This window comes from Labrys sp. 22185 (genome assembly GCF_052045555.1).
Classification (GTDB): domain Bacteria; phylum Pseudomonadota; class Alphaproteobacteria; order Rhizobiales; family Labraceae; genus Labrys; species Labrys neptuniae.
Window position 1 is genome coordinate 44,072 of the sequence record NZ_JBQEPH010000020.1, and the last position, 25,670, is coordinate 69,741.

General features: G+C 64.8%; 23 protein-coding genes. 10 read left to right on the top strand and 13 right to left on the bottom strand.

The window, feature by feature from the left end; all coding sequences use genetic code 11:
• The first annotated feature begins 8 nt into the window (after positions 1-8).
• The gene (locus tag ACTJKX_RS27850; protein ID WP_440727230.1) at positions 9-797 is read left to right on the top strand and encodes an SDR family NAD(P)-dependent oxidoreductase; all 789 of its coding nucleotides are present in this window, start codon (positions 9-11) and stop codon (positions 795-797) included.
• Between the two features lie 8 nt (positions 798-805).
• Here ACTJKX_RS27850 and ACTJKX_RS27855 read toward each other — a convergent pair whose 3' ends face one another.
• From ACTJKX_RS27855 to ACTJKX_RS27875, 5 genes are all read right to left on the bottom strand, one after another.
• Positions 806-2,026, bottom strand: a complete 1,221-nt coding sequence (locus ACTJKX_RS27855; protein ID WP_367623834.1) for an enolase C-terminal domain-like protein — start codon at positions 2,024-2,026, stop codon at positions 806-808.
• A gap of 43 nt (positions 2,027-2,069) precedes the next feature.
• Positions 2,070-2,915 carry a carbohydrate ABC transporter permease gene (locus ACTJKX_RS27860; protein WP_394312598.1) on the bottom strand — a complete coding sequence of 282 codons (846 nt, stop codon included), beginning with the start codon at positions 2,913-2,915 and terminating at the stop codon, positions 2,070-2,072.
• A 2-nt stretch (positions 2,916-2,917) separates the two neighbouring features.
• Positions 2,918-3,796, bottom strand: a complete 879-nt coding sequence (locus ACTJKX_RS27865; RefSeq protein WP_394312596.1) for a carbohydrate ABC transporter permease — start codon at positions 3,794-3,796, stop codon at positions 2,918-2,920.
• Between the two features lie 263 nt (positions 3,797-4,059).
• Positions 4,060-5,328, bottom strand: a complete 1,269-nt coding sequence (locus ACTJKX_RS27870) for an ABC transporter substrate-binding protein (protein WP_440727231.1) — start codon at positions 5,326-5,328, stop codon at positions 4,060-4,062.
• Positions 5,329-5,406: 78 nt separating this feature from the next.
• A complete protein-coding gene (locus tag ACTJKX_RS27875) occupies positions 5,407-6,081 on the bottom strand; it encodes a GntR family transcriptional regulator (RefSeq protein ID WP_440727232.1) in 675 nt (224 codons plus the stop codon).
• A gap of 250 nt (positions 6,082-6,331) precedes the next feature.
• On the opposite strand from ACTJKX_RS27875, the gene ACTJKX_RS27880 reads away from it, so the two are divergent.
• Complete coding sequence (locus ACTJKX_RS27880) at positions 6,332-7,432, top strand: hypothetical protein (protein ID WP_440727233.1); 1,101 nt, start codon at positions 6,332-6,334, stop codon at positions 7,430-7,432.
• A 148-nt stretch (positions 7,433-7,580) separates the two neighbouring features.
• On the opposite strand, the gene ACTJKX_RS27885 is transcribed toward ACTJKX_RS27880, so the two are convergent.
• Positions 7,581-7,829 carry a GlsB/YeaQ/YmgE family stress response membrane protein gene (locus tag ACTJKX_RS27885; protein WP_311937816.1) on the bottom strand — a complete coding sequence of 83 codons (249 nt, stop codon included), beginning with the start codon at positions 7,827-7,829 and terminating at the stop codon, positions 7,581-7,583.
• Between the two features lie 231 nt (positions 7,830-8,060).
• On the opposite strand from ACTJKX_RS27885, the gene ACTJKX_RS27890 reads away from it, so the two are divergent.
• Together ACTJKX_RS27890 and ahcY are read left to right on the top strand one after the other, a co-directional pair.
• Entirely contained in the window at positions 8,061-8,543 is a 483-nt protein-coding gene (locus ACTJKX_RS27890; protein ID WP_394312590.1) for a YidB family protein, read from the top strand.
• A gap of 192 nt (positions 8,544-8,735) precedes the next feature.
• Positions 8,736-10,136, top strand: coding sequence for an adenosylhomocysteinase (gene ahcY / locus ACTJKX_RS27895; protein WP_311937820.1), 1,401 nt, complete (start codon positions 8,736-8,738; stop codon positions 10,134-10,136).
• A gap of 87 nt (positions 10,137-10,223) precedes the next feature.
• Here the strand turns inward: ahcY and ACTJKX_RS27900 are convergent, their stop codons facing one another.
• On the bottom strand, positions 10,224-10,958 hold the full coding sequence (locus tag ACTJKX_RS27900) for a superoxide dismutase (protein WP_440727282.1): 735 nt from the start codon (positions 10,956-10,958) through the stop codon (positions 10,224-10,226).
• A gap of 228 nt (positions 10,959-11,186) precedes the next feature.
• Here ACTJKX_RS27900 and ACTJKX_RS27905 point away from each other — a divergent pair, with 228 nt between their 5' ends.
• Both ACTJKX_RS27905 and ACTJKX_RS27910 read left to right on the top strand, forming a co-directional pair.
• Positions 11,187-11,597, top strand: a complete 411-nt coding sequence (locus ACTJKX_RS27905) for an OsmC family protein (protein ID WP_440727234.1) — start codon at positions 11,187-11,189, stop codon at positions 11,595-11,597.
• Positions 11,598-11,731: 134 nt separating this feature from the next.
• Complete coding sequence (locus ACTJKX_RS27910) at positions 11,732-12,880, top strand: lysozyme inhibitor LprI family protein (RefSeq protein ID WP_440727235.1); 1,149 nt, start codon at positions 11,732-11,734, stop codon at positions 12,878-12,880.
• Between the two features lie 40 nt (positions 12,881-12,920).
• On the opposite strand, the gene ACTJKX_RS27915 is transcribed toward ACTJKX_RS27910, so the two are convergent.
• From ACTJKX_RS27915 to ACTJKX_RS27935, 5 genes are all read right to left on the bottom strand, one after another.
• Entirely contained in the window at positions 12,921-13,622 is a 702-nt protein-coding gene (locus ACTJKX_RS27915; RefSeq protein WP_394312584.1) for an ABC transporter ATP-binding protein, read from the bottom strand.
• Positions 13,619-14,497, bottom strand: coding sequence for an ATP-binding cassette domain-containing protein (locus ACTJKX_RS27920; RefSeq protein ID WP_440727236.1), 879 nt, complete (start codon positions 14,495-14,497; stop codon positions 13,619-13,621). The genes ACTJKX_RS27915 and ACTJKX_RS27920 overlap by 4 nt, the downstream gene beginning before the upstream one ends.
• Positions 14,490-15,326 carry an ABC transporter permease gene (locus ACTJKX_RS27925; RefSeq protein ID WP_440727237.1) on the bottom strand — a complete coding sequence of 279 codons (837 nt, stop codon included), beginning with the start codon at positions 15,324-15,326 and terminating at the stop codon, positions 14,490-14,492. Before ACTJKX_RS27925 ends, ACTJKX_RS27920 begins: the two co-directional genes overlap by 8 nt.
• The gene (locus tag ACTJKX_RS27930) at positions 15,326-16,384 is read right to left on the bottom strand and encodes an ABC transporter permease (RefSeq protein ID WP_440727238.1); all 1,059 of its coding nucleotides are present in this window, start codon (positions 16,382-16,384) and stop codon (positions 15,326-15,328) included. Before ACTJKX_RS27930 ends, ACTJKX_RS27925 begins: the two co-directional genes overlap by 1 nt.
• A gap of 95 nt (positions 16,385-16,479) precedes the next feature.
• Entirely contained in the window at positions 16,480-18,063 is a 1,584-nt protein-coding gene (locus ACTJKX_RS27935) for an ABC transporter substrate-binding protein (RefSeq protein WP_440727239.1), read from the bottom strand.
• Between the two features lie 364 nt (positions 18,064-18,427).
• On the opposite strand from ACTJKX_RS27935, the gene ACTJKX_RS27940 reads away from it, so the two are divergent.
• The 3 genes from ACTJKX_RS27940 (at position 18,428) to ACTJKX_RS27950 (ending at position 23,816) form a co-directional block, all read left to right on the top strand.
• Positions 18,428-19,675 (top strand): efflux RND transporter periplasmic adaptor subunit, encoded by a 1,248-nt coding sequence (locus tag ACTJKX_RS27940; protein ID WP_440727240.1) that lies wholly within the window; start codon positions 18,428-18,430, stop codon positions 19,673-19,675.
• 17 nt (positions 19,676-19,692) lie between these two features.
• The gene (locus ACTJKX_RS27945) at positions 19,693-22,887 is read left to right on the top strand and encodes an efflux RND transporter permease subunit (RefSeq protein ID WP_440727241.1); all 3,195 of its coding nucleotides are present in this window, start codon (positions 19,693-19,695) and stop codon (positions 22,885-22,887) included.
• A gap of 161 nt (positions 22,888-23,048) precedes the next feature.
• Positions 23,049-23,816: a lysophospholipid acyltransferase family protein gene (locus ACTJKX_RS27950; RefSeq protein ID WP_440727242.1), complete on the top strand. Its 768-nt coding sequence runs from the start codon at positions 23,049-23,051 to the stop codon at positions 23,814-23,816.
• Positions 23,817-23,914: 98 nt separating this feature from the next.
• Here ACTJKX_RS27950 and ACTJKX_RS27955 read toward each other — a convergent pair whose 3' ends face one another.
• The gene (locus ACTJKX_RS27955; protein WP_440727243.1) at positions 23,915-24,472 is read right to left on the bottom strand and encodes an NADPH-dependent FMN reductase; all 558 of its coding nucleotides are present in this window, start codon (positions 24,470-24,472) and stop codon (positions 23,915-23,917) included.
• A 226-nt stretch (positions 24,473-24,698) separates the two neighbouring features.
• On the opposite strand from ACTJKX_RS27955, the gene ACTJKX_RS27960 reads away from it, so the two are divergent.
• The gene (locus ACTJKX_RS27960) at positions 24,699-25,559 is read left to right on the top strand and encodes a DUF2189 domain-containing protein (RefSeq protein WP_367623848.1); all 861 of its coding nucleotides are present in this window, start codon (positions 24,699-24,701) and stop codon (positions 25,557-25,559) included.
• Positions 25,560-25,670 lie beyond the last annotated feature (111 nt).

Genomic DNA, 25,670 nt, shown 5'->3' on the forward strand with positions numbered 1-25,670 from the left:
GAAATGCCATGACCAAATCCCTTCCCGCCGTTCTCATCACCGGTGCCTCGACCGGCATTGGCGCCGTATATGCCGAACGCTTCGCCCGGCGCGGCCATGACCTCGTGCTGGTGGCACGGGACGAGGCGCGCCTGAACGCGCTCGCCGGCCGCCTTCGTCAGGAAAACGGCGTCGCCGTCGATGTCCTGAAGGCGGATCTGACGGCCTCCGAGGATCTCGCCCGTATCGAGGCGCGCCTGCGCGAGGATGCCAAGATCGGCATCCTGGTCAACAATGCCGGTGCCGCCGCCCATGGCGGCTTTGCCGACCAGGACCCGGAAGCGCTGGACAAGCTCATTCGCCTCAACGTGACGGCGCTGACGCGACTGGCCGGTGCAGTGACGCCTCGCTTCCTTGCCGCGGGCACCGGTGCCATCGTCAATATCGCCTCGGTGGTGGCGCTGGCGCCGGAGTTTTCCCTGGGCGTCTATGCGGCGACCAAGGCCTTCGTGCTGACCCTGTCGCAGACCTTGCAGGTGGAACTCGGCCCGCGCGGCCTCTATATCCAGGCCGTGCTGCCGGCGGCAACCCGCACCGAAATCTGGGAACGCTCCGGCCGCGACGTGAACGCACTGGAGGGCGTGATGGACGTCGGCGAACTGGTCGACGCCGCGCTGGTCGGCTTCGACAGGCGCGAAGCCGTCACCATTCCGCCGCTGCCGGATGCGAGCCAGTGGGAAGCCTTCGATGCCGCCCGCCGCGCTATGCTGCCGAACTTCCGGCAGGAACACGCGGCCGAGCGCTATCGGGCGGCCTGAAAAGCCCCTTATTTTCGGGGATCGGCGAAGCGCTGCTCGGGCAGGATCGAATACCAGCCCGGGCGGCCGGGATCGCGGTCATAGGTGTAGCCGCCGACCTCGCGGTAATGCTCGGCATAGCGGGCGAGCTTGTCGCGATCGAGCTCGACGCCAAGGCCCGGTCCTTGCGGCAGGGCGATGGCACCGCCGACATAGCGCAAGGGACCACCGACGATGATGTCGTCGGTGAGGTGATGGTAATGCGCGTCGGCGGCGAAGGAGAGGTTCGGCAGCGCGGCGCCCAGATGCAGCATCGAGGCGAGCTGGATGCCGAGCTCGCCCGAGGAATGCACGGCGGCGCCGTATTGGAAGGTCTCCAGCACGGTGCCGGCCTTGTGGGCCTGGCGCAGGCCGCCCCAGAAGGTGGTGTCGAGCAGCACGACGTCCACGGCCTCCAGCCGTAGGTTGGTGGCGAGTTGCTCGAAATTCACCACCACCGTGTTGGTCGCCGTGGGAATACGCACCAGGTTCCGCAGCCGGCGCATCCCCTCGAGGCCCCAGGTCGGGTCCTCGAAATAGTCGTTGTTGAGATGCTCGATCGCCCGCCCAACCCGGACGGCTTCCTCCACCGACCAGGCGGCATTGGGGTCGAGGCGCAGCCGGTCCCCGGGAAAGGCCGCGCCCAGGGCGCGGACGGTTTCGATGTCATGATCCGGCGGGAAGAGGCCGCCCTTCAGCTTGTGGCTGGTGAAACCATGCTGGGCCTTGAGCGCACGGGCATGGGCGACGATCTCGTCGGGGCTGGTCTCGCCGCCTTGACCGCTTGCCTCATGGGGGTAGCGGTAGAAAAGATAGCTGGCAAAGGGGATCGTCTCGCGGATGGCGCCGCCGATCAGGTCGCAGGCCCTTATGCCCAGTTTCTTGCCGGCGGCATCCATACAGGCCATTTCGATGGCGGCATGGAGCTGCATGCGGTTGTTGTAGAGCGAGGCGGTGGGATTCATGATCTTCCAGCGCAACTGCTCGAGCTGTAGCGGATCGTGCCCCTCGAGATAAGGCAGCAGGGCGCGCACCGCCGCCTCGGCCGACTCGCCGCCGCCGCCCATCTCGCCGAGCCCGATAATGCCCTCGTCGGTGATGACTTCCACGATGGTGCGGATGAAGCGCCCCCAATGCGCGCCGGCGGCATGGCGCAGCGGCGCTTCGAGCGGCACGGCGACGGTGGTGGCCTTGAGGTCGACGATCTTCATCGCACTATCCGATTGCAGGAAGAGAAGAGGGAGAAAGGACGCATCAATTCGCGGTCCCCAAAGCGAGGCCGCGGACGAAATGTTTCTGCAGCATGAGGAACAGAATGAGGGTCGGCAACGAGACGATCAGGGTCGCAGTGATGATGGTCGGCGCGTCGGCCTGGCCATAGAGGCTCTGCATGCCGAGCAGGGCGACCTGGACCGGGCGGGCATCGGGCGAGCGCACCAGGATCATGCCGAAGAGGAGGTCGTTCCATACCCAGGTGAACTGCACCAGGGTGAGCATCAGGAAGGGCGCCTTGGCGAGCGGCATCATGATCTTCCAAAACACTTCCCAGCTCGAGGCGCCATCCATCTCGGCCGCCTCCTGGATATCCCAGGGCACTGTGAGGAAGAAGCCGCGCATCACGAAGGTGGCGAAGGGGATGCAGATCGCGGTGTAGAAGGCGAACAGCCCGAGCTTGGTGTCATAGAGGCCGAGGGCGATGTAGCTCTTGAACAAAGGGATCAGATACATCTGCAGCGGAAAGATCGTGCCCGAATAGATGAACAGGAACCAGCCGAGGCCCCGCGGCAGCTTCAGCCGAACGATGCCATAGGCGGCGAAAGCGGCGAGCAGCACCGCCGTGAGGGAACTCGCCGCGCCATAGAGCAGCGAGTTGATGAAGCCGCTCTGGATACCCTGCGCCCAGGCATTGGCGATATTGTGGAAGAGATTGAAGCTGGTCGGCAGCTTGAGCGGGCCTCGGGTATAGTCGGTGGCTGTCTTGAGCGTGTTCATCAAGAGGAAGGCCATCGGCGAAAGCCAGACCAGCGTCACCGCCAGCATGGCGCCCGAGAGGATGGTTTTCCTGCGATCGCCCGATTGCGTCCCGCTTGCACGTTCCATGACTAGACCTGGCTTTCGCGCGCGAGCATGTTGCGCAGATAGAGATAGGAAAACACCAGGGAGAGGGCGGAAATCACCACGGCGACGGCCGAGGCGTAGCCCATCTTGAAATTGGCGAACCCCTCCTTGTACATGGTCACCGCCAGGGTTTCGGACATGCGGGCCGGGCCGCCGCCGGTCATCACCCAGATGGTGTCGAACACCTTGAAGGAGTTGATCACCGCCAGCAGCGAGGCGATTACCACATAGGGCATCAGCATGGGGATGATGATTCTGGTGGCGAGCACGAAGCCGCCTGCGCCGTCGAGCGTGGCCGCTTCCACCGGCTCCTTCGGCAGGTTCTGCAGGCCCACCAGGAAGATCATCACATTGATCCCGGTTGCCTGCCAGGTATAGGCGCCGATCATCGCATAGGTGTTGTAGGGCTGGACATAGAGCCAGTTCACCCTGAGGGCTCCGAGGCCGATGGCATCCAGCAGGATGTTGAGGGCGCCCTGGTCGCGCAGCACGAAGCCGAAGACGATGCCGGCGGCGGAGGCCGAGATGGTGGCGGGAATGTAGATGCAGACCTGCATCAGCTTCGCCCCCTTCAGCCCCGAAATGGCGTAGGCGAAGAAAAAGCCGAGCCCGACCGGCAGCACCACGCCCAGCACCATCCATTTCAGCGTGTTGACGAAGGGGCGGGTGAAATTGGTGTCCGTCACCAGCTTGAAGAAGTTGGCGAGGCCGATGAAGGCCGGCGCAGTCATGCCGTTCCAGTCGGTGAAGGCGAGCAGGGTGGTGTAGAGCATCGGCAGGATCAGGAAGACGCCGACCATCAACGCCGCCGGGGCGACATAGAGATAGGCTTCACGCTGCTTGGGGTCGGACAGGGGAGGCATGATCGCTGCGTCGGGCTCCGGAAGTGCTTCAGAAAGCCTTCTCCAAGCAGTGGGGAAGGTGTCATTTCGAAGAAATGACGGATGGGGGGTGGTGGGCAGCTCGAAACCCCGGAAGGCTGGCAGGATGGTTGTGCAATCGGGTTGCGATCGGCGCATTGCCCGCTGCACCCCATCCGACCCGGCTTCGCCGGGCCACCTTCCCCGCTTCGCGGAGAAGGCAAGTTGTGCTTCGTCTTACTGTTGAGCAGATGCTGCGAGTGACCTCACGGCTTGGGATGGGCAGCCCAGTAGTCGTCCGCAATCTTCTGCAGGTTCTGCATCACCTCCGGCGCGGAATTCGGGTCGAGCACGAATTTGGAGATCTCGTCGACGGCCGCCTCGGCGATCGGAGAAGGCGTGGTTTCCCAGTAGCGGCCGAGCAGCTTGTAGTGGTCCTTGGCCACCACATCGTTGAGCTTGGCGACTTCCTTGTCGGCCGGCAGCTTCGCATCGCTATTGGCGACGAGGAAGCCGGTGAGGTCGGCCCAGCGCTGCTCGCCTTCCTTGCTCATCCAATAGGTAGCGGCCTTCACCGCGGTGTCATGCGTGTCGGAGTTCTTCGACACCAACAGCGGTCCAGCCTCGAAGATCACGCTCGGCGGCAGGCTGGCATTCTTGTTGGGCAGCACGAACAGGCCCCAGTCGCGCCCCTCGATGGTGCCGGCCTTGGTAACCGTGTCGGCGAACCAGGTGCCGACCAGCATGTGGACGACCTTTCCCTGGGCGAAGGAGTTGTTCATGCTGTCGCCGGTGGTGAAGCCGAAGGGCGAAGTGCCGTCGTCCATCCAGCCCTTGGCCATCCAGTCCTTCCAGGTGGCGAAGGCCGCCGCGACCTGCGGATCGGTATATTTGGCCTTGCCGGCCATCAGCTTCACGTAGAAATCCGGATCGGACCGCACCAGGAATTCGGAGAACCAGATGAAGGCCGGCCAGCGTCCCTCGATGGTCTGGCCGATCGGCACCTTGCCGGCAGCCTTGATCTTGGCGAGGTTGCCTTCCAGCTCTGCCCAGGTCTTGGGGACTTCGAGGCCGAGCTCCTTGTAGACGTTCTTGTTGTAGAACATCGCCCAATAGGCGACGTTGTTGGGCACGGCATAGATCTTGCCGTCGAAGGAGAAGGCATCGGCGACTTCCTGCTTGACCTTGCCGTCGGCCAGCAGGGGCTTCCAGATCGCGGTGAGATCTTCCAGCTGGCCTGCCTCCACCAGGTCCTTCATGCGGTAGCCGGACCACCAGGTGAACATGCCGGGCGCCGAGGAGGTCGGCAGGGCCGCCCTGACCGCCGCCTGATAGTTGGTGGTGTCGCCGAAGGGCGTGACCTGCCAGCTCGCGGTGGGGTCATCCTTGCCATAGGCCTCGAAATTGGCCTGCCAGCCGGCCTTGTCGTGCGACACCGTCAGTTGCGGCTTGTCGGCGGCGTGGCTCACCGGGGCCGACAAACCCGCGGCAAGCAGGCCGGCAACGGCCGCTGCACGTAACTTCGTCAAGATCATGGGGTTCCCTCCTGCCTGCGGTCGTTGCCGCAGCCTTGGTTTGGTCGTTGTGAAGGCCGCCTTTGCGGCGGCTCTGGTTCACGGCGTGCGTGTGACGAAATTGTCGAGCGCCTGCAGAATCGTGCGCAGATGGTTGCGCATGGCGATGGCGGTGGCGTCCTCGTCACCAGCGGCGAGGCCGGCAAGGATGTCGCGATGTTCGGCGATGATGGCTTCCGAGCGGTTCGGCCAGTTCACGGTGACGAAGCGCAGGCGATTGAGGTGGGCCTTCATGTCCTCCAGCTCGTCCGCGGCGGCCAGGCAGTCGACCGTTGCGAAAATACGGCGATGGAAGGCTTCGTCCAATTCGTAGAAGCGGCGCACATCCTTGCGGCCCGCCGCGAATTCCTGTTCGTCGACGATGCCCGCCAGCGCGTCGAGATCGGCCTGGTTCACCACCTGGCACGCCCTGCGGCTGATTTCCACCTCCACGACCTCGCGGATCAGCTGGGCGGCCTTGACTTTCTCCACCCGGATCGGTGCAACCACCGTGCCGCTCTGCGGGAAGATCTCGACCAGGCCGAGATTGGCGAGGCGCAGCAAGGCTTCGCGCACCGGCGTGCGCGACACGGAGAGGCTGGCGGCGATATCGGCCTCGCGGATCGGCTGCTGTGGCCTGAGCACGCCGAGCACGATGTCGCTACGCAACATCTCATAGACATTGGTCGCCGTGGAGCGCGGCCTCACATTCGCATGTCGCAGCGTGTCCAGCATGGCGGGTGGCTCCGATAATCGCGTCCTGTGCGGTGTCGATTAATATATTAGTGCATTTATATTGTTGCAAGCACCTTCTTCGCTTGGCTCGAGGTCCGTCGGCGAAGAAGACGAGGTGGCCGGAGCGGCTGCTTGCGGTGCTCGCCGCCCTGTTGCGTCCGCCCGCTTTTGGATCATACTGGAGCCGCAGGAAGCCTATCCTATTGTTTTGACACGAATAAAATTAGACGATTCAGGGGAGATGCAGTCGATGGCCGCCGATGGGGAGTTTGTCACGATCGAGGCGCACGGCATCCGCGCGACTCTGGATCTTGCGGTCGGGCATATCCGGGAACTCATGGTGGAGCGGGACGGCCGCCAGGTCGCGCCGCTGCATAGTGCCCCCTGGCTGGAGGAGGCGCATACCGCCGACACGCCGGCCCATCTGCAGCGCCTGTCGGGTGATTTCCTCTGCGCTCCTTTCGGCCTGAGCGATGTCGATGGCTCACCGGCCCATGGCTGGCCGGCCAATTCGGCCTGGAGGCACCTGGAGACCCGCACGGTCGATGGCGGGCGCCAGGCCCGTTTCGAACTGGAAAAGCGGGTGATGGGCGCGCGCGTCGTCAAGGAACTCACCCTGCGTGACGACCATCCCTTCCTCTATCAGCGCCATCTGTTCCAGGGGGGCGAGGGAGCGGTATCCGTGGGCCTGCACATGATGGTGTCGCTGCCACAGGGCGGCCATCTGAGCTTTTCGCCCAAGCGTTTCATCGAGACGTCGACCGATCCGCTGGAGGCCGATCCGCTCAAGGGGCGCTCGGCACTGGCCTATCCCGCGCGCTTCAATGATCTCAAGAAGGCCCCACTAGCCGATGGCGGCACGGCCAATCTCAGCTGCTACCCCTTCGACCGCAACCACGAGGATTGCGTGATGATGCCCGAGGCGCCTGGCCGGGAACTCGCCTGGGGCGCCGCGCTACGGCATCGCGAGGCGGATCTGGTGCTCAGCCTGAAGCGACCGGAAGACTTCCCCTCCACCCTGTTGTGGATGAGCAATGGCGGCCGCTATTACAGCCCCTGGAACAGCCGCCATCGGGGTGTGCTCGGCATGGAGGAAGTGCGGACCTATCTGCTGGCGGGCCACACGGCATCGATCGAGCCCAACGACTATAGCGAACAGGGCATCCCGACCTCGATCAGCCTGACGCCGTCGGGTGAGATCGACTTGCGGCAGGCCATCGGCATCATGCCGGTGCCGGCGGGATGGGACCGGGTGACGGAGGTGGAGGCCTGCGGAAACCGGCTGGCAGTGCTGTCCGATGTCGGCGAATTCAGCGTGCCCTACGATCCGGACTTCGTGCTGCATCGCTGAAACATTTTGCGACTGGGTGGGATCGCCTCCGAATGGGAGAATGCGCCTAGGCAAGGCACTGAAGCGGGCCTCGCCGGAACGTCCTTGGTTCCAAAGAAAAAGGCCGGTTACGCAGCCGGCCTCTCAGCGCATCGTGATCTCGGCAGGGTCAGCGCCGGGCCAGGGCGTTGTAACCCACCAGCACGATGATCGAGCCGGCAATGGCAATGAGGATGCTGCCGATATTGATGCCATCGACGGTGCCGATGCCCATTGCCTTGGCGATGAAGCCGCCGACGAGCGCGCCGATGATGCCGATCACGATATCCATCAGCAAACCGGAACCCGATTTGTTGACGACCTTGCTGCCGACAAAGCCCGCGATCAAGCCCAGAATAATCCAAGACAAGATACCCATGGAGTCGCCTTTCCCTCGTGGCGGATGACAGATACGAATCTTACCATTAAATGATCGTAGGGGGACAAATTCTTTTGGCAAGGGGCAACCTGCCGTAAGGCAAAGTCAATTTCGGAAAAAATTTTGCCGCATTCACTGTTGTAAAATGCTTGTCGTTAGAGACAGGATACACAACATTGGAGGCGACCGCGGTTATCGCGGCACCCCATTCCTTCACGAGGAGACGCTGACATGGGCCTTTTCGACACTGCCGTGAACGATGCCGTGCCACAGAACAATTTCACCAAGCCGCTGATCATCGCCGCCGGTGCGCTTCTGCTCGCGAAATGGCTGAAGGGGGGTAGCGACGATGCCCAGCCGGAGACGCAAGCCTCCACCCCTGCGCCGGCACCGGCTCCCGCGCCGTCCGCGCCGCAGGCGGACGCCTCCAACGATGGCGGCCTGCTCGGCGGCCTCGGCGGCCTCCTGGAGAAATTCCAGCAGTCGGGCCAGGGCGACGTGATCAATTCCTGGATCGGCGGCGGGCAGAACCAACCGATCCAGCCGGGCCAACTCGGCCAGGTCCTCGGCCAGGATACGCTGAACAACCTTGCCCAGAAGGCGGGAGTCAATCCCAACGACCTGCTCGGCCAGCTCGCCCAGCATTTGCCTGAGATCATCAACAAGCTGACGCCGAACGGGCGCATTCCCACGCGGGACGAACTCGGCCAGTAAGGCCGCTATTCGCCGAGCCTCGGCGTCGGATCGAAACAGAAGGGCGGGCGGATTGGCCCGCCCTTTTGGCGTCGTGCCGGGCTGGGAACGAGGCGCCGGCACCTTCGTCACATAAAGAAATCCTTATATCCTTATTGCCGGCAAAGGCCGACTGTGCTAGACGCCCGCCATGTCAAATGCGGGAAGCATCGAATGAGCACGCAAGATTATATCGTCAAGGATATGGGTCTGGCCGCCTGGGGCCGTAAGGAAATCGAGATCGCCGAGAGCGAAATGCCGGGCCTGATGGCCACGCGCGCCGAATATGGCCCGCGCCAGGTGCTCAAGGGCGCCCGCATCGCCGGCTCGCTGCACATGACCATCCAGACGGCCGTGCTGATCGAGACCCTGCAGGCTCTCGGCGCCGATGTGCGCTGGGCTTCCTGCAACATCTACTCGACCCAGGACCATGCTGCCGCAGCCATCGCCGCCGCCGGCACCCCGGTCTTCGCCATCAAGGGCGAGAGCCTGGAAGACTATTGGGAATACACCCACAAGATCTTCGAATGGGCCGATGGCGGCACGCCGAACCTGATCCTCGACGATGGCGGCGACGCCACCATGCTGATGCATCTGGGTCTGCGCGCCGAGAAGGGCGACACCGCCTTCCTCGACGGCGCCACCAATGAGGAAGAAGAAGTCCTTTTCGCCGCGATCAAGAAGCGCCTCACCACGCATCCGGGCTGGTACACCAAGAATGCGCTCGCCATCGGCGGCGTGACCGAGGAGACCACCACGGGCGTGCATCGCCTCTACGAGATGGCCAAGAAGGGCACGCTGCTCTTCCCCGCCATCAACGTGAACGATTCGGTGACCAAGTCGAAGTTCGACAACCTCTATGGCTGCCGCGAATCGCTGGTGGACGGCATCCGCCGCGGCACCGACGTGATGATGGCCGGCAAGATCGCCATGGTCGCCGGCTTCGGCGACGTCGGCAAGGGCTCGGCGGCCTCGCTGCGCAATGCCGGCTGCCGCGTGCTGGTTTCGGAAGTCGACCCGATCTGCGCCCTGCAGGCCGCGATGGAAGGCTATGAAGTCGTCACCATGGAGCAGGCTGCTCCCCGCGCCGACATCTTCGTCACCGCCACCGGCAATGTCGACGTCATCACCCTCGACCATATGCGCGCCATGAAGGACCGCGCCATCGTCTGCAACATCGGTCACTTCGACTCGGAGATCCAGGTCGCCGGCCTGCGCAACCTGAAGTGGACCAATGTGAAGCCGCAGGTCGACGAGATCCAGTTCGCCGACGGCCACCGCATCATCCTCCTGTCGGAAGGCCGCCTGGTCAATCTGGGCAATGCCACCGGCCATCCCTCCTTCGTGATGTCGGCCTCCTTCACCAACCAGACGCTGGCGCAGATCGAGCTGTGGACCAACCCCGGCCAGTACGGCAAGCAGGTCTACACGCTGCCCAAGCACCTGGACGAGAAGGTCGCCTCGCTCCATCTCGCCAAGGTCGGCGCCACCCTGACCAAGCTTTCGGAAAAGCAGTCGGCCTATATCGGCGTGGACCAGAACGGCCCGTTCAAGCCGGAACTCTACCGCTACTGAGTTCGCGCAACGCGTTCGCGTTTCAGCCCTTCCCGCCGGTGCGGGGAGGGCTTTTTGTTGCCGGCCGTCTCGTGCCCGCCGCGGACGTCAGATCACCAGCTTGCCCTGCTTGGCGAGCGCATAGCGTTCGCCGATCTTGCGCCAGTCGACCACCTTCCACCACGCCTTGAGATAATCGGGCCGGCGGTTGCGGTAGGTCAGGTAATAGGCATGCTCCCAGACATCGTTGCCGAACAGCACGCGCTTGCCGTCCATCAGCGGCGTATCCTGGTTGGGTTTGCTGTCGAGGGCGAGCTTGCCCTCGCTCGTCACTGTGACGAACACCCAGCCCGAACCGAAGACCTTGGCCCCGGCGGCACCGAAGGCCTCCTGCAGCTTGGCGACACCACCGAAATCACGCTCGATGGCGGCGAGGACTTCGCCTGCGGGCTCGCCACCCTTGGCGCCCATGATCTGCCAGAACATGGTGTGGTTGACATGGCCGCCGAGATTGTTGCGCACCGCCTGGCGGACGCTCTGCGGCACCTTGTCCAGGCCGGCCAGGATATCGGGATAGGACAGGTCCGCCAGCGAGGGTTCCTGTTTCAGGGCCGCGTTGAAATTGCTGACATAGGCCTGGTGGTGCTTGTCGTGATGCAGCGTCATGGTCTCGGCATCGATCGTCGGTGCCAGCGCTGCGGCCTCATAGGGAAGCGGCGGCAATTCGGCAGGCCCCTTCGGATCTGCCGAGGCAGCGGCGAGGGCAGGGGTCAGTTTGGCGCCGGCGGCCAAGGCGGCGCCGGTCGCGGTGGCGAGAAGAGTGCGGCGGGTCAGTACGGTCATGGTCATTGAAAACGTCTCCGGCCTGTTGGATGAAGAACACGAGCAATAAGGCGGGTGCCCGCAGCGAAGTGCTGCGGACGATGCCCAAGCTAGAGTGGTAATTTGGTAGCACCATGACCGCGGGGCAGGACCGCCTGCCGGCGCCATGGAAAAGGAGCGGGCCAAAGCTGGTTCGTGCACCCCGACCGAAATCGGGGATTGGCCTGCTTGGCCGCGAGGGAGAACGGCATGTCGATTGCGAAAGTGAAGCCGAGGCAGACGGGGGCGACGGCCGTGCTGTCCCGCCTGGGACAGCCGGTGGTGACGTCGGCCACGGGCGGGGAAATCGGCGTGGTCACCCGCCCCTCGGAAGCCGGCTTCAATCCGCTCGACCTGCTCTATGCCTCGCTTTCGGCCTGCCTCGTGCTGAGTGCCCGCATTGCTGCCAGCAATCTCGGCGTGCTCGACCGGCTCGGCGAGGTGCGGGCCGAGGTCAAGGGCGAGAAGGCGGCGGACGAACCCTCGCGCATCGAACGTTTTCATGTCGCGATCGAGGTCAGCGGCGATTTCGACGAGGCGACAAAGGCGGCGATCATTGCCGACGCGGAACGGATCTGCACCGTCAGCAACACCCTCAAGGGCCGTCCGATCCTGGGCTGAGCTTCGGCCTCGAGTCATCCGTACATTTCGGCATGGATCCGCCGGTTTTGTGCCGATAACGCCGGTCAAAGGCGATGGCCGGAAAGGCCCGGCCTCCTATAGCCTCTCGCTATTCCCCTTTGAGAGGGTGCGCGATGCGCTATTTTGGTTTTCTGATCCTTTCGATCCTGCTTGTGGCCGCGCAGCCGGCCTTGGGGCAGGACAATTCCTGCGCCAAACCAGGGGAATCCGGTATAGAGGGCCTCGAAAATCTGCTGCGGGAGCAGAAGAGCTGCAAGGCGGCGACGGCGCTGTTGCGCGAATGCCGGTGGGGCTCCAGCGCCGATACCAGCTTCAGCGCCATCGTCGTCTCCATCTGCGAAAAGGAGTTTTACCCGCAACTCTCCAAGGCGGATCAGATCGACTATGGCGATCGCATGCAGCTCTGCGCCTACCGCTATGCCGGCCAGCAGGGTACGCTCTATATGTCGATGGCCGCGACCTGCCAGAGCGAGGTCGCGGCGCGCTTTGCCGATCCGAACACCGCCCGCGAGCCGCTCGGCCGCGCCAGCTTCAACTGCGGCGAGGCGGACACGGCGCTGGAGAAGGCGATTTGTTCCGACCGGAAATTGGGGCAAGCCGATCTCGTCCTGGCCCAGAGCTATGGCGAGGCAGTCGCGAGCCTGAAGGCAGACCGGCAGACCCGCGGCGCCCTCATTGCCGACCAGCGTCGCTGGCTCGATCGCGTCGCCCGAAAATGCAATCTTGTTGATGGCAACAGGCCGTTTTCCGCCAAGAGCCTTGTTACCGCCAAGAGCCTTGCCTGTGCCCGTGGCGCCTTCGAGAAGCGCTTTGCCCTGCTCGACGGTTGCGGTGAGGCAGGCATCAGCATCGACTGCCTTGCCGAGACGGCCGACGGCGCGGCCGATGCGGCCGATCCGGGCCTGCGGGCGAGTTTCGATTGTGACAAACCCTCCACGCCGCTGGAAATCGCCATCTGCGCCGATACGGACCTCGGGCAGGCGGACATCAGGCTCGCCGCTATCTACGAAAATGTAAGGAGGACCATGGCGGGCGAGCCGGACAGGAAGCTTCTGGTCGAAAGCCAGCGTCGATGGCTCGCCTTCGTGCAGGGAACCTGTCCGCTCGGCGCGGTCGGCGGCATTCCGCCGGTACTGGGGCGCGCTTGCGTGCGTTCCGCTTTCGAACTGCGCGGGAAGCAGCTCACGGCTTGTCTGTCGAAGCCGGACATCGAGCGCAAAGCCTGCCTCGATGATTTCAGGATCCTCGAAGACAAGAAGTAGATTTCATGCCAACGGCCGCGTTGATTCCAGGCCGGGGACTTCAGCCGCGTGCGAGATCGCGGCGGTCGAGCAGCGCCTCGATCCGGCCGCCCGCCATGCGCGCTGCCCTGTCGCACATATGGCCGATCACGTCGGGGTCGTGGCTCACCAGCACCAGTGTCATGCCATGGCGACGCTTGAGGTCGTTGAGCAGATTGAGGATGCCGGCCTGCACCGAAATGTCGAGTGCCGAAGTGGGCTCGTCGAGCAGCAGCAGGCGAGGCTCGAGCAGCAGGGCCCGGGCGATCGCCACGCGCTGGCGCTGGCCGCCGGACAGCTGGTGCGGGTAGCGCCCGGCGATCTCGGCGGCGAGGCCGACATCGGCGAGGCTGGCCCTGACACGGCCGGCAATATCGGTCTCTCCTCGTATCTCCAGCGGTTCGCCGAGCACGCGCGCAATGGCGTGACGCGGATGCAGCGAGGCATAGGGATCCTGGAACACCATCTGGATGTCGCGCCTCAGGGCGCCCTCGATGGCGCGTCCCGGCTGCAGGGAATGCCCGAATACCGCAATCGCGCCCTGCCAGTTCAGGTTCAGGCCGGCAAGGACGCGCAGCACCGTGCTCTTGCCGCAGCCCGACGGGCCGACCAGCCCGAAGGTCTCGCCGGGCTCCACGGCAAAGCTCACGCCGCGCACGGCGGCAAAGCTGCGGCCGCGACGCTGGAAGCTGACCTCCAGATTGTCGATCGACAACGCCGTCATGGCCGTGCATCCCCCGGGTAAGGCGCTTGCGGCGTGTCGGGAGTCGGCAGGCGGGTACCGTAGGTCGCTGCCGAGGGCCGCGCCTGCCACAGGCCGCGCGTATAGGGGTGGCTTGCCTGGGCGAGTTCACTGGCCGGGAGGGCGTCGACGATCGAGCCCTGGCGCATCACCAGGACGCGGTCGGCGAAGCGGGAAACCTGCTGCAGATCATGGCTGATCAGCAGCAGGCCCATGCCGCGTTTGCGCGCCAGGCGTTCCAGCAATCCGAGGATCTGATCGCGCACGACATGGTCGAGCGCGGAAGTCGGTTCGTCGGCGATCAGCAAGTCCGGTTCACCGATCAGCATGGCGGCGATCATCACGCGCTGGCCCATGCCGCCGGAGAGTTCGGCCGGCAGGCTGGCATAGACCCGCTCGGGATCGTCGAGCCCGACCTGGGCGAGCATGGCGAGAGCCTTTCGCCGCCGCTCGGCCTTGGGCAGGCGATGATGCAGCAGAAGGGCCTCTTCCACCTGGCGACCGACACGGTGTGCCGGATTGAGCGAGAATTTCGGATCCTGCAGCACCAGGCCGATGCGCCGGCCACGCAGGCGCTGCCAGCCTCGCGCATCGAGGCCGGCGAGGTCGGTCTCGCCCAGCCGCAACCCGGCTGTCCGCGCCGCGAGGCTCGTCGGCAGCAGGCCCATGATCGCCCGGGCGGTCAGCGACTTGCCCGAACCGGATTCGCCGACGATCGCCACTTTCTCGCGCCCGACCGTAAAGGAAATGCCATGCACGAGCCGGCGGGGTATCGCTTCGCCGCTTTCCACGTTTCCAGCGGTCTTGTCCTTGGTCTCGACCACCAGATCCTCGACCTGCAGCAGGGTATCAGTCATGGCGCGGATCCAAGATGTCGCGCAGCCCATCCCCCAGCAGGTTCAAAGCGAGGCTGGTGGCGAAGATGGCAAGGCCCGGCGCGGCGGCGATCCACCACTGGTCGAAGATCACCTTGGTGCCGTCGGCCACCATCGAGCCCCATTCGGCCATGGGCGGACGCACGCCGAGGCCGAGGAAACCCAGGCCTGCCGCGGCCAGGATGATGCCGGCGAGGTCGAGCGCCAGTCGGATGATGGCCGAGGGCAGCACGAGCGGCAGCACATGGCCGAGAAGCAGGCGCGGCCCCCTAATGCCGACCATGGACGCGGCGGCGAGATAGTCGCTGCTGGCGAGCGCCGATGTTTCCACCCTGGCGAGCCGGGCATAGGCCGGCCAGCTCGTCAGGGCCAGAGCGAGGGCACCATTGACCAGGCCTGGACCGAGAATGGCGACGAAGGCGAAGGCCAGCACCAGGCGCGGGAAGGACATCACGATATCGGTCAGGCGCATCAGCACCCGCTCGGTAAAGCCGCCGAAGAAGCCGGCGAGCAGCCCGACCGCCACGCCGAGCGGGGCCATCAGCACAGTGACCAGGACGATCAGCAGCAGGGTCGGCTGCGCACCGTAGATCAGGCGCGAAAGCAGGTCGCGCCCGAAGCCGTCCGTGCCGAGCCAGTGCTGCCAGGACGGGGCGGCGAGACGGATGGCGCTGTCCTGCAGGTTGGGATCGTAGGGGGCGATCAGCGGTGCCGCCAGCGCCATGAAGATGAGCAGGACGAGCACACTCGCCCCGATCAGGGCGGATGGCGAACGGCGCAATGCCGAGAAAGAGATTGCAGGGGATGCCATCAGCCGCGCTCCGCCAGGGCAGTCGGATCGACGCGGGTGACGATCAGGTCGGTGAGGCTATTGAGCAGCACGAAGGCCATGCCGATCGCCAGGGTCGAGCCGAGGATGGCGGCGGTGTCGCCGGCGAACATGGCGACGGTGAGGTAGCGTCCGATGCCGGGCCAGGCGAATACCGTCTCGGTGAGCACCGCGCCCTCGAGCAGGCTGGCATAGGCGAGGGCGATCACGGTGATCAGCGTGCCGGCCACATTAGGCAGGATATGGACCAGCACCACCCGCAGGGGGCTGGCTCCCTTGGCGCGGGCGGTGAGCACATATTCCCTGGAAAGCTGTTCGAGAATGGCGGCGCGCGTCAGCCTCGAAATGCCGGCCATGGCATAGAGGGCCAGCACCGCCGTCGGCAGGACGAGATGGGCGAGGGCGCTGCGCAAAGCGCCAGGTGTTCCCGAGAGCCAGGCGTCGATCAGCGCGAAGCCGGTGATGGGTTTCATGGTGTATTGGAACACGATGTCGAGGCGCCCCGGTCCCGGCGCCCAGTGCAGCCGGGCGTAGAACAGCAGCAGAAAGATCAGTCCGAGCCAGAAGATCGGGGTCGAATAGCCGATCAGCGATAACAATCGAGCGAGGTTGTCGACCAGGCCGCGCGGCCGCAGCGCCGCCAGGATGCCGAGCGCCAGGCCGAGTACGGCACCGATCAGCGCCGCGGCGGTGGCCAGTTCGAGCGTCGCGGTGAAGGTACGCAGGATGTCGGAGCGGACCGGCTGGCCCGTCGACGTGGCCATGCCGAGATCGCCTTGGACGACATGGCCGAGATAGCGCAGGAATTGCATCACCAGCGGCTGGTCGAGCCCGAGTTCGCGGCGCGCGGCCTCGTAGCTCGACTGGCTGGCGTGATCGCCGACCTGCTGCAGGGCGGGATCGATGCTGGAGAGCCTGGTCAGGATGAAGGTGACGACGATCAGGCCGAACAGCGTCAGAACGACGGACAGCAGCCAGCGCAGCACCCTGAGCACCGGGCGGAGGAAGGGCCTGGCGCCCGGCGTTTCATCAGCTTGCATCGTCAGTCCCGGAAGTGGCGCGAATGCGAAGTCCCGGCGCCACGAGGAAGAAGGCCGTCTCGTCCCAATCTCGACGATTGGAACGAGACATCAAGTCACTTCTCGACCTGGTCGTAATAAACCTGGTCAGCGTTGAGGCCCTGGGCATAGCCCTTGACGGCCTTGCCGAGCACCACCTGGTCGCTGCCCTGGAACATCAGCACATAGGGAGCGCTCTTCTGGATCTTGCGCTGCAGGTCCTCATAGAGGGCGGCGCGCTTGGCCGGATCCTGCTCCTTCACCGCGGCAGCCGTCTCGTTGCTGAGTTCCGGGATCACCCAGCCCGCCTGCTTGGCGATGGTGTTGTACTTGTTGTCGCGGTTGACGGCGAAGGCGCTGGCATTGGAGTGCGGGTCGAAATAATCCGGAATCCAGTAGCGCAGCGTGAATTCATACTGTCCCGAGCGGCCTTTGGCATAGATGTCGCTGGCGACGCCCGGCTGGATGTCGAGCGTGAGGCCGGCTTGGCCAAAAGTCTGCTGCAGGGACTGCGCGATCTGCAGATAGGGCTCTTCGTTGAAGACGGGGAAGGCGATCTTGGTCGGGCCGATGCCGGCATCGGCCAGGATCTTCTTGGCCTTCTCGACATCGAGCTTGTAGGGATTGTCGTTCAGCGCGCCGGGGAAGCCGGTGGGCAGGAAGGCCTGGTGCACCTGCGACTGGCCACGCAGCAGGTTCTTGGCGATGCCCTCATAGTCGACGAGATAGCGGGCTGCCTCCCAGAAGGCGGGATTGCCGAGGGCGGCATTGGCCTTGCTGTTTATCAGGAGATAGTCCGAGCGGGCCGAGGGGATGGCGAGCACGTTGAGCTTGCCCTCCTTCTTGAGCGCATCGATCTGGTCGGCGCCCAGGCCACGGGCGATGTCGATGTCGCCCTGCTCGATCAGCAGACGGCGGGCGGCCGCATCAGGCACGTTACGCAGGATCACGCCCTGCAGCTTGGGGGCGCCGCCCGGCGAGGTCGGGTTGGCATCCAGTACCAGCGCTTCATGAGCGGTATAGGTGTTGATCTTGAAGGCGCCGCTGCCGGCCGAGTGCGACTTCAGCCAGCCATTGCCGAAATCGCCATTGGCGGCCTGGGGAGAGACCGTGGCTTCGTCGACGATGGAGGCGATCGGCGCGGTCAGGATGGCGAGCACGAAGGCCGGGCCGACATCGGCCTGCCAGCTCAGCTTGACCTTGCCGTCATCGATCTTGGTGATGGACTTGTCGACATTCTCCACGGTCCAGCCGAGCTCGTTGAGGATGAAGGCGGGCGACTTGTTGAGCTTCACGGCCCGCGAGAAGGAGAAGATCACGTCTTCCGGGCGCACGGGATTGCCGGAGGTGAATTTGGCATCCTTGGCCAGGGTGAAAGTCAGGCTCTTGCCGTCGCTGCCGGCTTCCCAGGCGCTGGCAAGAGCCGGCTCGATGCGGGTGCCGTCCTGGCGGTTCGACTGCACCAGGCGCTGGTAAAGGGCGTTGAAGGCCTGCACCGTCGTCAACTCGAAACCCTCTGCCGGGTCGAAGCTGACGGCATCGTCGATCGACTGGCCGACCACCAGCAGGCCGGGCGGCGTTTCGGCCTGCGCCGTGGCCACCAGCATGGTCGACAGGCCAGCCAGCACGGCGATACCGGCCCTGTTCCAGAACTTACCCATTTCACACCTCATGACAGCCGAAACCTTCGGTGAATGCCCGGTTCCCGGCCTTTCAGCCGCGACGATTAGGCAAGCCGATTGCTATGGTCAACATATTTCTATCAATCTTGTAGACTATTGGTTGCAAGCTTGAGCCAGCCTGAACCGTGATCACGAAATTTCGGTTCCTATACACGAAAACGTGTGCGGGCGGAGGCTCGTTGTGCCGGATGAGAAACAATGCGTTCACATACTCGCTGCAATTTGTACGCATTGATACATCGCAACACCCGTTTCCGGATATGATCGGCAGCGGGGGGTATTGTCGTGAAAAAAGGGGGAGGCCTCGCCTGCCCGGACCTAATGAAGATCTGATGGCGGCTCGATGAAGCGTCTTCTCAATTTCGTGCTTGTTTTCGTCCTGGTCGTCGGCCTGGCTTGGTGGCAGCGTGCCACACTGGTGCCGTGGCTGGTGCAGACGGTGCCTTCCTCCAAGACTCTCATTGCCGCTCTTCCCGGCTTCTCCGATGCGCTGCATGCTCCCGAAGCGCCGCAGGCGGCCGGGGCAGGCAAGTCTTCGCAGCGCAACGTCGCGCCGGTGCCCGTGGTGCTCGTCCAGGCGGTCGCCAAGCAGATGCCGATGGTGATCGATGCCGTCGGCACCGCCACGCCCTATGCCTCCATCCAGATCCGCACCCGGATCGACAACACCGCGGTCACCAGCGTCCGTGTCGCCGAGGGGGCCGAGGTCAAGCAGGACGATATTCTCTTCACCCTGGATGATCGCGCCATCAAGGCGCAGATCGCCCAGATCCAGGCGCAGATCGCGCGCGACCAGGCCCAGATCGCCCAGGCCCAGATCGACCTGTCCCGCGCCAATGACCTGCTCGCCCGCAATGCCGGTGCGGCGACCACGCGTGATACGGCCGCGACCGCCCTCAAGGTCGGGCAGGCGCAGCTCCAGGCAGACCAGGCCTCGCTGGAAGCGGCCGAGGTGACGCTCGATTATACCGTGATCCGCGCACCCGTGCCCGGGCGCATCGGTTCGATCCCGGTCAAGCCCGGCTCGACGGTGCGCACCTCCGACACCGCGCCGCTCGCCACCGTGAACCAGCTCGACCCGGCCGTGGTGGCCTTCTCGATCCCGCAGTCGCGCCTGGCCGAACTGCGCGAGGCGATGGCGAAGGGACCGGTACGCGTCGACGCCATTACCGGCGGCAATACGCTCACCGGCCAGGTGTCCTTCGTCGAGAACGCCATCGATGCCGCCACGGGCACCATCATGGTCAAGGCCGACATCCCCAATCCGCACGAAATCCTGTGGGGCGGCGCCTTCGTCAACGTGCAGGTCGTCCTGCCCAATGCCAGCCCGCAAGTGGTGGTTCCCGATGCCGCCGTCCAGCTTGGCCAAAAGGGAAGCTACGTCTTCGTGGTGAAAGATGGTAAAACGGCTGAGCTTCGGTCCGTGACCGTTGCGCGCGTCGCCGGCGCCGATGCCGTGATCACCAAGGGCGTCGAGAGCGGCGAACAGGTGGTGGTCGACGGGGGTTTGCGCCTGGTCGACGGTGCGCCGGTCGCCATCAATGCGGGGGCCAAGGAGAGCACCGCCGCCAATACCAGTGCCAAAAGCTGAAGCCGGGAGACAAGCCGTTGTTTTCGGAATTGTGCATCCGCCGCCCGGTCATGACCATCCTGTTGATGGTCTCCTTCATTGCGGCCGGCTGGTTCGGCTACCGGCAATTGCCGGTGGCGGCCGTGCCGCGCGTCGACTATCCGACGATTTCGGTGACCGCCACTCTGCCGGGCGCGAGCCCGGAAACCATGGCTTCCTCGGTGGCCGCCATTCTCGAGAAGCAGTTCTCGGCGATTTCCGGCATCTCCACGATGTCATCGACCTCCTATCTGGGCTCGACGCAGATCGTCCTGCAGTTCGATCTCAATCGCAATGTCGACGGTGCGGCGCTGGACGTGCAGGCCGCCATCGCCACGGCGCAGCGCCAGCTGCCCACCGAGATGACCACGCCGCCGAGCTTCAGGAAGGTCAATCCGGCCGACCAGCCGGTGATCTTCATGGCGCTGACCTCGGACCAGGCGCGCACATCCGACATCGACCGCTTCGCGCAGTCCAACATCCAGCCGTTGCTGGCGACGCTGCCGGGCGTCGCCCAGGTCAATATCTGGGGATCGCAGCAATATGCCGTGCGGGTGGAGGCCGATCTCGACCAGCTCACCGCGCGTGGCCTCACCCTCGACGACCTGCAGAAGGCCGTCGCCGCCGCCAATTCCAATACGCCCGTCGGTTCGACCAGCAATAACGGCCGCAACCTCATCCTCGATGCCACTGGTCCGATCCGCTATGCCAAGGGCTACATGCCGATCGTGGTGTCTTCCAAGAACGGCGCCCCGGTGCTGCTGCAGGATGTTGCCCGCGCCATCGACAGCGTCGAGAACGACAAGACCGCGGCTTGGCGCAACGACACCCGCGGCATCATCATTGCCATCCAGCGCCAGCCCGACGCCAATACCGTCGCCGTGGTCGACGCGGTCAAGAACACGCTGCCCAAGATCCGGGAAAGCCTGCCGGTCGGCGTCAGCCTCGACACGCTGATGGACCGTTCCGTGCCGATCCGCGCGGCAGTGGAGGATGTCGAGTTCACGCTGGGCCTGTCGATCCTGCTGGTCGTGATCGTGATCTACTTCTTCCTGCGCAGCGCGCGGGCAACGCTGATCCCGGCCATCGCCCTGCCGATCTCGCTGATCGGCACCTTCGCGGGCATGTATGTGCTCGGTTTTTCGATCGACAACATCTCGCTGCTCGCCTTGACGCTGTGCGTCGGCTTCGTGGTCGACGATGCCATCGTCATGCTGGAGAACATCGTCCGCCATGTCGAACTGGGGCAGAAACCCTTTGCGGCGGCCCTGATCGGCTCGCGCGAGGTCGGCTTCACCATTCTGTCGATGACGCTGTCGCTGATCGCCGTATTCATCCCGGTGATCTTCATGGGCGGCATCATCGGGCGGATGTTCTCCGAGTTCGGCTATGTGATGGCTATCGCCATCCTGATCTCCGGCGTGGTTTCGCTGACGCTGACGCCGATGCTGTGCTCGCGCTTGATCAAGGAGCATTCCGAGGAAAAGCGCCCGGGGCTGCTGCTGCGGCTGTTCGAAGCCGGTTTCAACTGGCTGACCAGGGGCTATGCCCTCACGGTGCGCTGGGCCGTCAATTCGCCCGGCTTCATGCTCACCGTCACGGCGGCGACCTTCGTCGTGACCGCGATCCTCTTCGTCAATATCCCCAAGGGCTTCTTCCCGCAGGAGGATATGGGCTTCGTTTCCGTCTCGACCGTGGGACCCGACGACGTCTCCTTCGAGGCGATGATGGCGCGCCAGCAGGCCGTCGTCACCGAATTGCGCAAGGATCCCGATGTCGTCGCCATCCTGTCGAGCATCGGCGGCGGGGCGACCAGCCAGATCAGCTCCGGCAGCATGAACATCCAGCTGCGCGACAAGCCGGCCCGCACGGATCCGATCGACGTGGTGATCAAGCGCCTCGCCCAGGAAGCGGCGAAGGTGCCTGGCATCAACACCTATTTCCAGGCGGTGCAGTCGATCAATATCGGCGCCACCCGTTCGCGCAGCCAGTATCAATACGCCCTGATGTCGCCCGACGTCGACGAACTGCGCGCCAATGCCCAGAAGCTGCAAGCCCGCATGGCCCAGATTCCGGGTATCACCGGCGTCAACTCCGACCTGCAGATCAAGGCGCGCGATGCCGTCGTCTCGATCGATCGCGACAATGCCGCCAAGCTCGGCGTTACCGTCGACCAGATCCGCTCTGCGCTCTACTCGGCCTATGGCACCAGCCAAGTCTCGACCATTTATGCGCCGGAAAATACCTATGAAGTGATCCTGGAGGCGAGCCAGGCCTATAGCTCGCCCCAGGACCTGATGCGCAAGCTCAATGTCCGCTCGAGCTCGGGGGTGCTGATCCCGCTCGACAGCGTGGCGCGCATCGAGCAGAAGCCGTCGGCGGTGTCGCTCTCCCATATCGGCCAGCTGCCCTCGGTGACGATCTCCTTCAACCTCCAGCCCGGCGTCGCGCTCAGCCAGGCGGTGGACGCCATCCAGCAGGCGACGGCCGAGCTCGACATTCCCAAGACGATCGCCACCCAGTTCCAGGGTACCGCCCAGCAGTTCCAGGATTCGCTCGCCAGCATGCCGTTGCTGCTCTTCGCCGCGGTGCTGGTGGTCTATATCCTGCTCGGCATCCTCTATGAGAGCTTCATCCATCCGATCACCATCCTGTCGGGCCTGCCGACGGCCGGTATCGGCGCCCTGCTGACGCTGCAGCTGTTCTCGATGGACCTCTCCATCATCGCCATGATCGGCCTGATCATGCTGATCGGCATCGTCAAGAAGAACGCCATCATGATGGTGGATTTCGCCGTGCAGCGCCGGGCCGCCGGCCTGCCGGCCAAGGAGGCCATCGTCGAGGCGGCGGTGCTGCGTTTCCGCCCGATCATGATGACCTCGCTCGCCGCCATTCTCGGCGCGCTGCCGATCGCCCTCGGCCATGGCGCCGGCGCCGAGCTGCGCCGGCCGCTCGGCGTCACCGTGGTGGGCGGCCTGATCGTCTCGCAGCTGCTCACCCTCTACATCACGCCGGTGGTCTATCTCTCCCTCGACCGCGTCGCCAGCTGGTTCGCACGCAAGCCGGAGGACCTGCCGGCGCGCACCGACGACGTCCTGCCCGAGCCCGAGCAGCACGACGTCAGGCCGCCCGCGCCGGGCGAGCCCGCCATCGCTGCCGAGAAGAAGCCCGGCCTGATGACCGCGGCGGAGTAGGGGGACTCTTCTGGGATCGCCGGCATCTCTGCCGGCTCTTCCTCTTCCCCACGCGGGATGCTTCCAAGAGCAGGCAAGGATGCCTGCGATCCCAGAGGCCTCATTTGCCCTCTGCCCCCGCTTTCGCCTATGAAGGCCCCGATTTCCCCGGATGTCTTCCCATGCGCCTCAAGGCGATCTGCCGTATTGCTGCCGTCGCCCTGCTGGCCATGCCCCTGATCCCGCTGCAATGGCTGGCGGTGAGGCGCGACTGGGCGCTGGCTCGCCGCCTGCCGGTGTTCTTCCATCGCAGCGTGCTCGCCATCATCGGCGTCCGGGTTGCCGTCAACGGCACCCAGGCCCGGCAACGGCCGCTGCTGATCGTCGCCAACCATGTCTCCTGGCTCGACATCGTGGTGCTGGGCGCCCTGGCGCCCTTGTCCTTCATCGCCAAGAGCGAGGTGCGCGGCTGGCCGGTGATCGGCCTGTTCGCCCGGCTGCAGCGCTCGGTCTTCATCGAGCGCGAACGCCGCCACAAGACAGGCCATGCCACTGCCGCCATCGGTGCCAGGCTGAAGGCCGGGGATGCCATGGTGCTGTTCGGCGAAGGCACCACTGGAGACGGCGTCCACGTCCTGCCCTTCCGTTCCGCCTTGGTGGGGGCCGCGCGCGAAGCGCTCGATGGCGGCGAGGCGGCGGCCTATGTCCAGCCGCTCGCCCTGCGCTATGCCAAGCGCGGCGGGCTGCCGATCGGCCGCGGCGCCATGAAGGAAGTCGCCTGGATCGGCGACATGGATCTGGCACCGCATCTCGTCGGCATTCTCTCCGGCCCGCCGATCGATGCCGTGGTGACCTGGGGTGAGGCCCTGGCCTGCGATGCCGCCACCGATCGCAAGACCCTGACCCGTCAGCTCGAAGCGGATGTCCGCAGGCTGGTGCGGGCGAGTTAAAGCGTTTTCCAGAAAAGTCGATAGACTTTTCGATTAAGAAAATGCGTCAAAACAAAGGGTTGGATTGAAATGGCGATCCGAGGAAAAGCCATTTTGCTCTAGCCCGAGCCTCCCGGCTCTGCCTGTGCGAAGGTCTCGATGGCCCGCGCGAAGGCCGCCAGTGCCGCGGTGACCGAAGCGGCAATTTCGACATTTCCGGCCATGCCGGCGGCATCCAGCCGCGTCGCCAGCAAGGGCAGGGTGATCGAGGCCTCCTCGACGATGCGCGCCGACATCGTGGTCAGCACCAGGCGCAGGGCCGCCTGCGCGTCACTGGCGCGCGGCGAAGCATTGAAAAGGGCGATGGGCTTGCCCGGGAATTCGAAGCTGCCGACCAGCCAGTCGAGTGCGTTCTTGAAGGAGCCCGGAATGCCGCGGGCATATTCGGGGCAGGAAATGATCAGCCCGTCGGTGGCGCCGACCAGATGGCGCAGCGCCATGACGCTTCGAGGCGGATTGTCGCCATCGAGATCCGGATTGAAATGCGGCAGCGAACCGATGCCGTCATAGGCCGCAATGCGCATGCCGGCCGGCGCCAGCAAGGCGGCGGCTTCGAGCAGCACCGTATTCGAAGAGCCGAGGCGGAGGCTGCCGGATAGCGCGAGAAGTGTGATCATTGGCGAATCCGCAGCGCTCCCAAAAGAACACTCTTGCCGATGGCCGGACGGGCGGCAAGCACACGCGCAAGTGACTGGATCGAGACGAGATAGACGGCTGACATCCGCGCGCATGAGGCGTATTGTCGCGGATCTACAGGTCGCGCTCGTCGTGGCTGTTTCGGCGTCGGCACCCCGCCGGCGTTCCACTTCGGTCGCGGCCTTCATTCCTTTCGGGAGTAGGACCATGACGATCAGAAATCCCGTCGAATGGGGTATCGATGCCGTCCGCGGTGCCGCCAATGGCGTGGGCGCCCTTGGCACCACCCTGCATCGCCCCGCTGCCCAGTTCGAAACCTCGACGCCCATCGTCCGCCAGATCGGTTTTGCCGATCTGCGCGAGGTCCTGGCCAAGGGCTTCCAGGATTTCGGCGCCTATCGCACCGACGTCATCTTCATCGGCTTGATCTATCCGCTTGCCGGCCTGGTCCTAGCCCAATTCGCCTTCGGCAACGGCATGCTGCCGATGCTCTTCCCGCTGGTATCGGGCTTCGCGCTCGTCGGCCCGGTTGCCGCGATCGGCCTCTATGAAATGAGCCGCCGCCGCGAGCAGGGCCTCGAGGCCACCTGGGCCCATACGCTCGACGTGGCGCGCTCGCCCAATTTCGGTGCCATTCTCGGGCTCAGCCTGATCCTGGCGGTGATCTTCGCGCTCTGGCTCGGCGTCGCCGCGCTGATCTATCGCTATACGCTCGGCCCGGCCCTGCCGGTCTCGGTCTCCGCCTTCGTCTCGGATGTCTTCACCACGCCTGCCGGCTGGGCGATGATCGTGCTCGGCGTCGGAGCCGGCTTCCTGTTCGCCCTGGTGGTGCTGGCGATCAGCGTGGTGTCGTTCCCGATGCTGCTCGACCGCAAGGTGAGGATCGGCACCGCCGTCAGGACTTCGGTGGATGTGGTGCGCGCCAATCCCGGCCCGATGCTGGCCTGGGGCTTCATCGTCGCTTGCGCCCTGGTGCTCGGTTCGCTCCCCGCATTGCTCGGCTTGATCGTGGCCATGCCGGTGCTCGGCCACGCGACCTGGCACCTCTACCGCCGGGCGGTGGGGTAGTGGTGACTTGTTCTCGGCATGCCCGGGCTTGAGCCGGGCATGCCGGCATTTTCGCGGTCCCGAAGCATTGGCCGCATTGCCGGGACGTGCCCGGCAATGCGAGGTGTGAGG

Coding starts and splice junctions, on each gene's coding strand:
- ACTJKX_RS27880 (WP_440727233.1), top strand. CDS start 6,332: ATGGCCGCCGATGGGGAGTTTGTCACGATCGAGGCGCACGGCATCCGC.
- ACTJKX_RS27960 (WP_367623848.1), top strand. CDS start 24,699: ATGACGATCAGAAATCCCGTCGAATGGGGTATCGATGCCGTCCGCGGT.
- ACTJKX_RS27855 (WP_367623834.1), bottom strand. CDS start 2,026: ATGAAGATCGTCGACCTCAAGGCCACCACCGTCGCCGTGCCGCTCGAA.
- ACTJKX_RS27885 (WP_311937816.1), bottom strand. CDS start 7,829: ATGGGTATCTTGTCTTGGATTATTCTGGGCTTGATCGCGGGCTTTGTC.
- ACTJKX_RS27900 (WP_440727282.1), bottom strand. CDS start 10,958: ATGACCGTACTGACCCGCCGCACTCTTCTCGCCACCGCGACCGGCGCC.
- ACTJKX_RS27905 (WP_440727234.1), top strand. CDS start 11,187: ATGTCGATTGCGAAAGTGAAGCCGAGGCAGACGGGGGCGACGGCCGTG.
- ACTJKX_RS27890 (WP_394312590.1), top strand. CDS start 8,061: ATGGGCCTTTTCGACACTGCCGTGAACGATGCCGTGCCACAGAACAAT.
- ACTJKX_RS27870 (WP_440727231.1), bottom strand. CDS start 5,328: ATGATCTTGACGAAGTTACGTGCAGCGGCCGTTGCCGGCCTGCTTGCC.
- ACTJKX_RS27860 (WP_394312598.1), bottom strand. CDS start 2,915: ATGGAACGTGCAAGCGGGACGCAATCGGGCGATCGCAGGAAAACCATC.
- ACTJKX_RS27940 (WP_440727240.1), top strand. CDS start 18,428: ATGAAGCGTCTTCTCAATTTCGTGCTTGTTTTCGTCCTGGTCGTCGGC.
- ACTJKX_RS27935 (WP_440727239.1), bottom strand. CDS start 18,063: ATGGGTAAGTTCTGGAACAGGGCCGGTATCGCCGTGCTGGCTGGCCTG.
- ACTJKX_RS27950 (WP_440727242.1), top strand. CDS start 23,049: ATGCGCCTCAAGGCGATCTGCCGTATTGCTGCCGTCGCCCTGCTGGCC.
- ACTJKX_RS27875 (WP_440727232.1), bottom strand. CDS start 6,081: ATGCTGGACACGCTGCGACATGCGAATGTGAGGCCGCGCTCCACGGCG.
- ACTJKX_RS27850 (WP_440727230.1), top strand. CDS start 9: ATGACCAAATCCCTTCCCGCCGTTCTCATCACCGGTGCCTCGACCGGC.
- ACTJKX_RS27925 (WP_440727237.1), bottom strand. CDS start 15,326: ATGGCATCCCCTGCAATCTCTTTCTCGGCATTGCGCCGTTCGCCATCC.
- ACTJKX_RS27955 (WP_440727243.1), bottom strand. CDS start 24,472: ATGATCACACTTCTCGCGCTATCCGGCAGCCTCCGCCTCGGCTCTTCG.
- ahcY (WP_311937820.1), top strand. CDS start 8,736: ATGAGCACGCAAGATTATATCGTCAAGGATATGGGTCTGGCCGCCTGG.
- ACTJKX_RS27930 (WP_440727238.1), bottom strand. CDS start 16,384: ATGCAAGCTGATGAAACGCCGGGCGCCAGGCCCTTCCTCCGCCCGGTG.
- ACTJKX_RS27920 (WP_440727236.1), bottom strand. CDS start 14,497: ATGACTGATACCCTGCTGCAGGTCGAGGATCTGGTGGTCGAGACCAAG.
- ACTJKX_RS27910 (WP_440727235.1), top strand. CDS start 11,732: ATGCGCTATTTTGGTTTTCTGATCCTTTCGATCCTGCTTGTGGCCGCG.
- ACTJKX_RS27915 (WP_394312584.1), bottom strand. CDS start 13,622: ATGACGGCGTTGTCGATCGACAATCTGGAGGTCAGCTTCCAGCGTCGC.
- ACTJKX_RS27865 (WP_394312596.1), bottom strand. CDS start 3,796: ATGCCTCCCCTGTCCGACCCCAAGCAGCGTGAAGCCTATCTCTATGTC.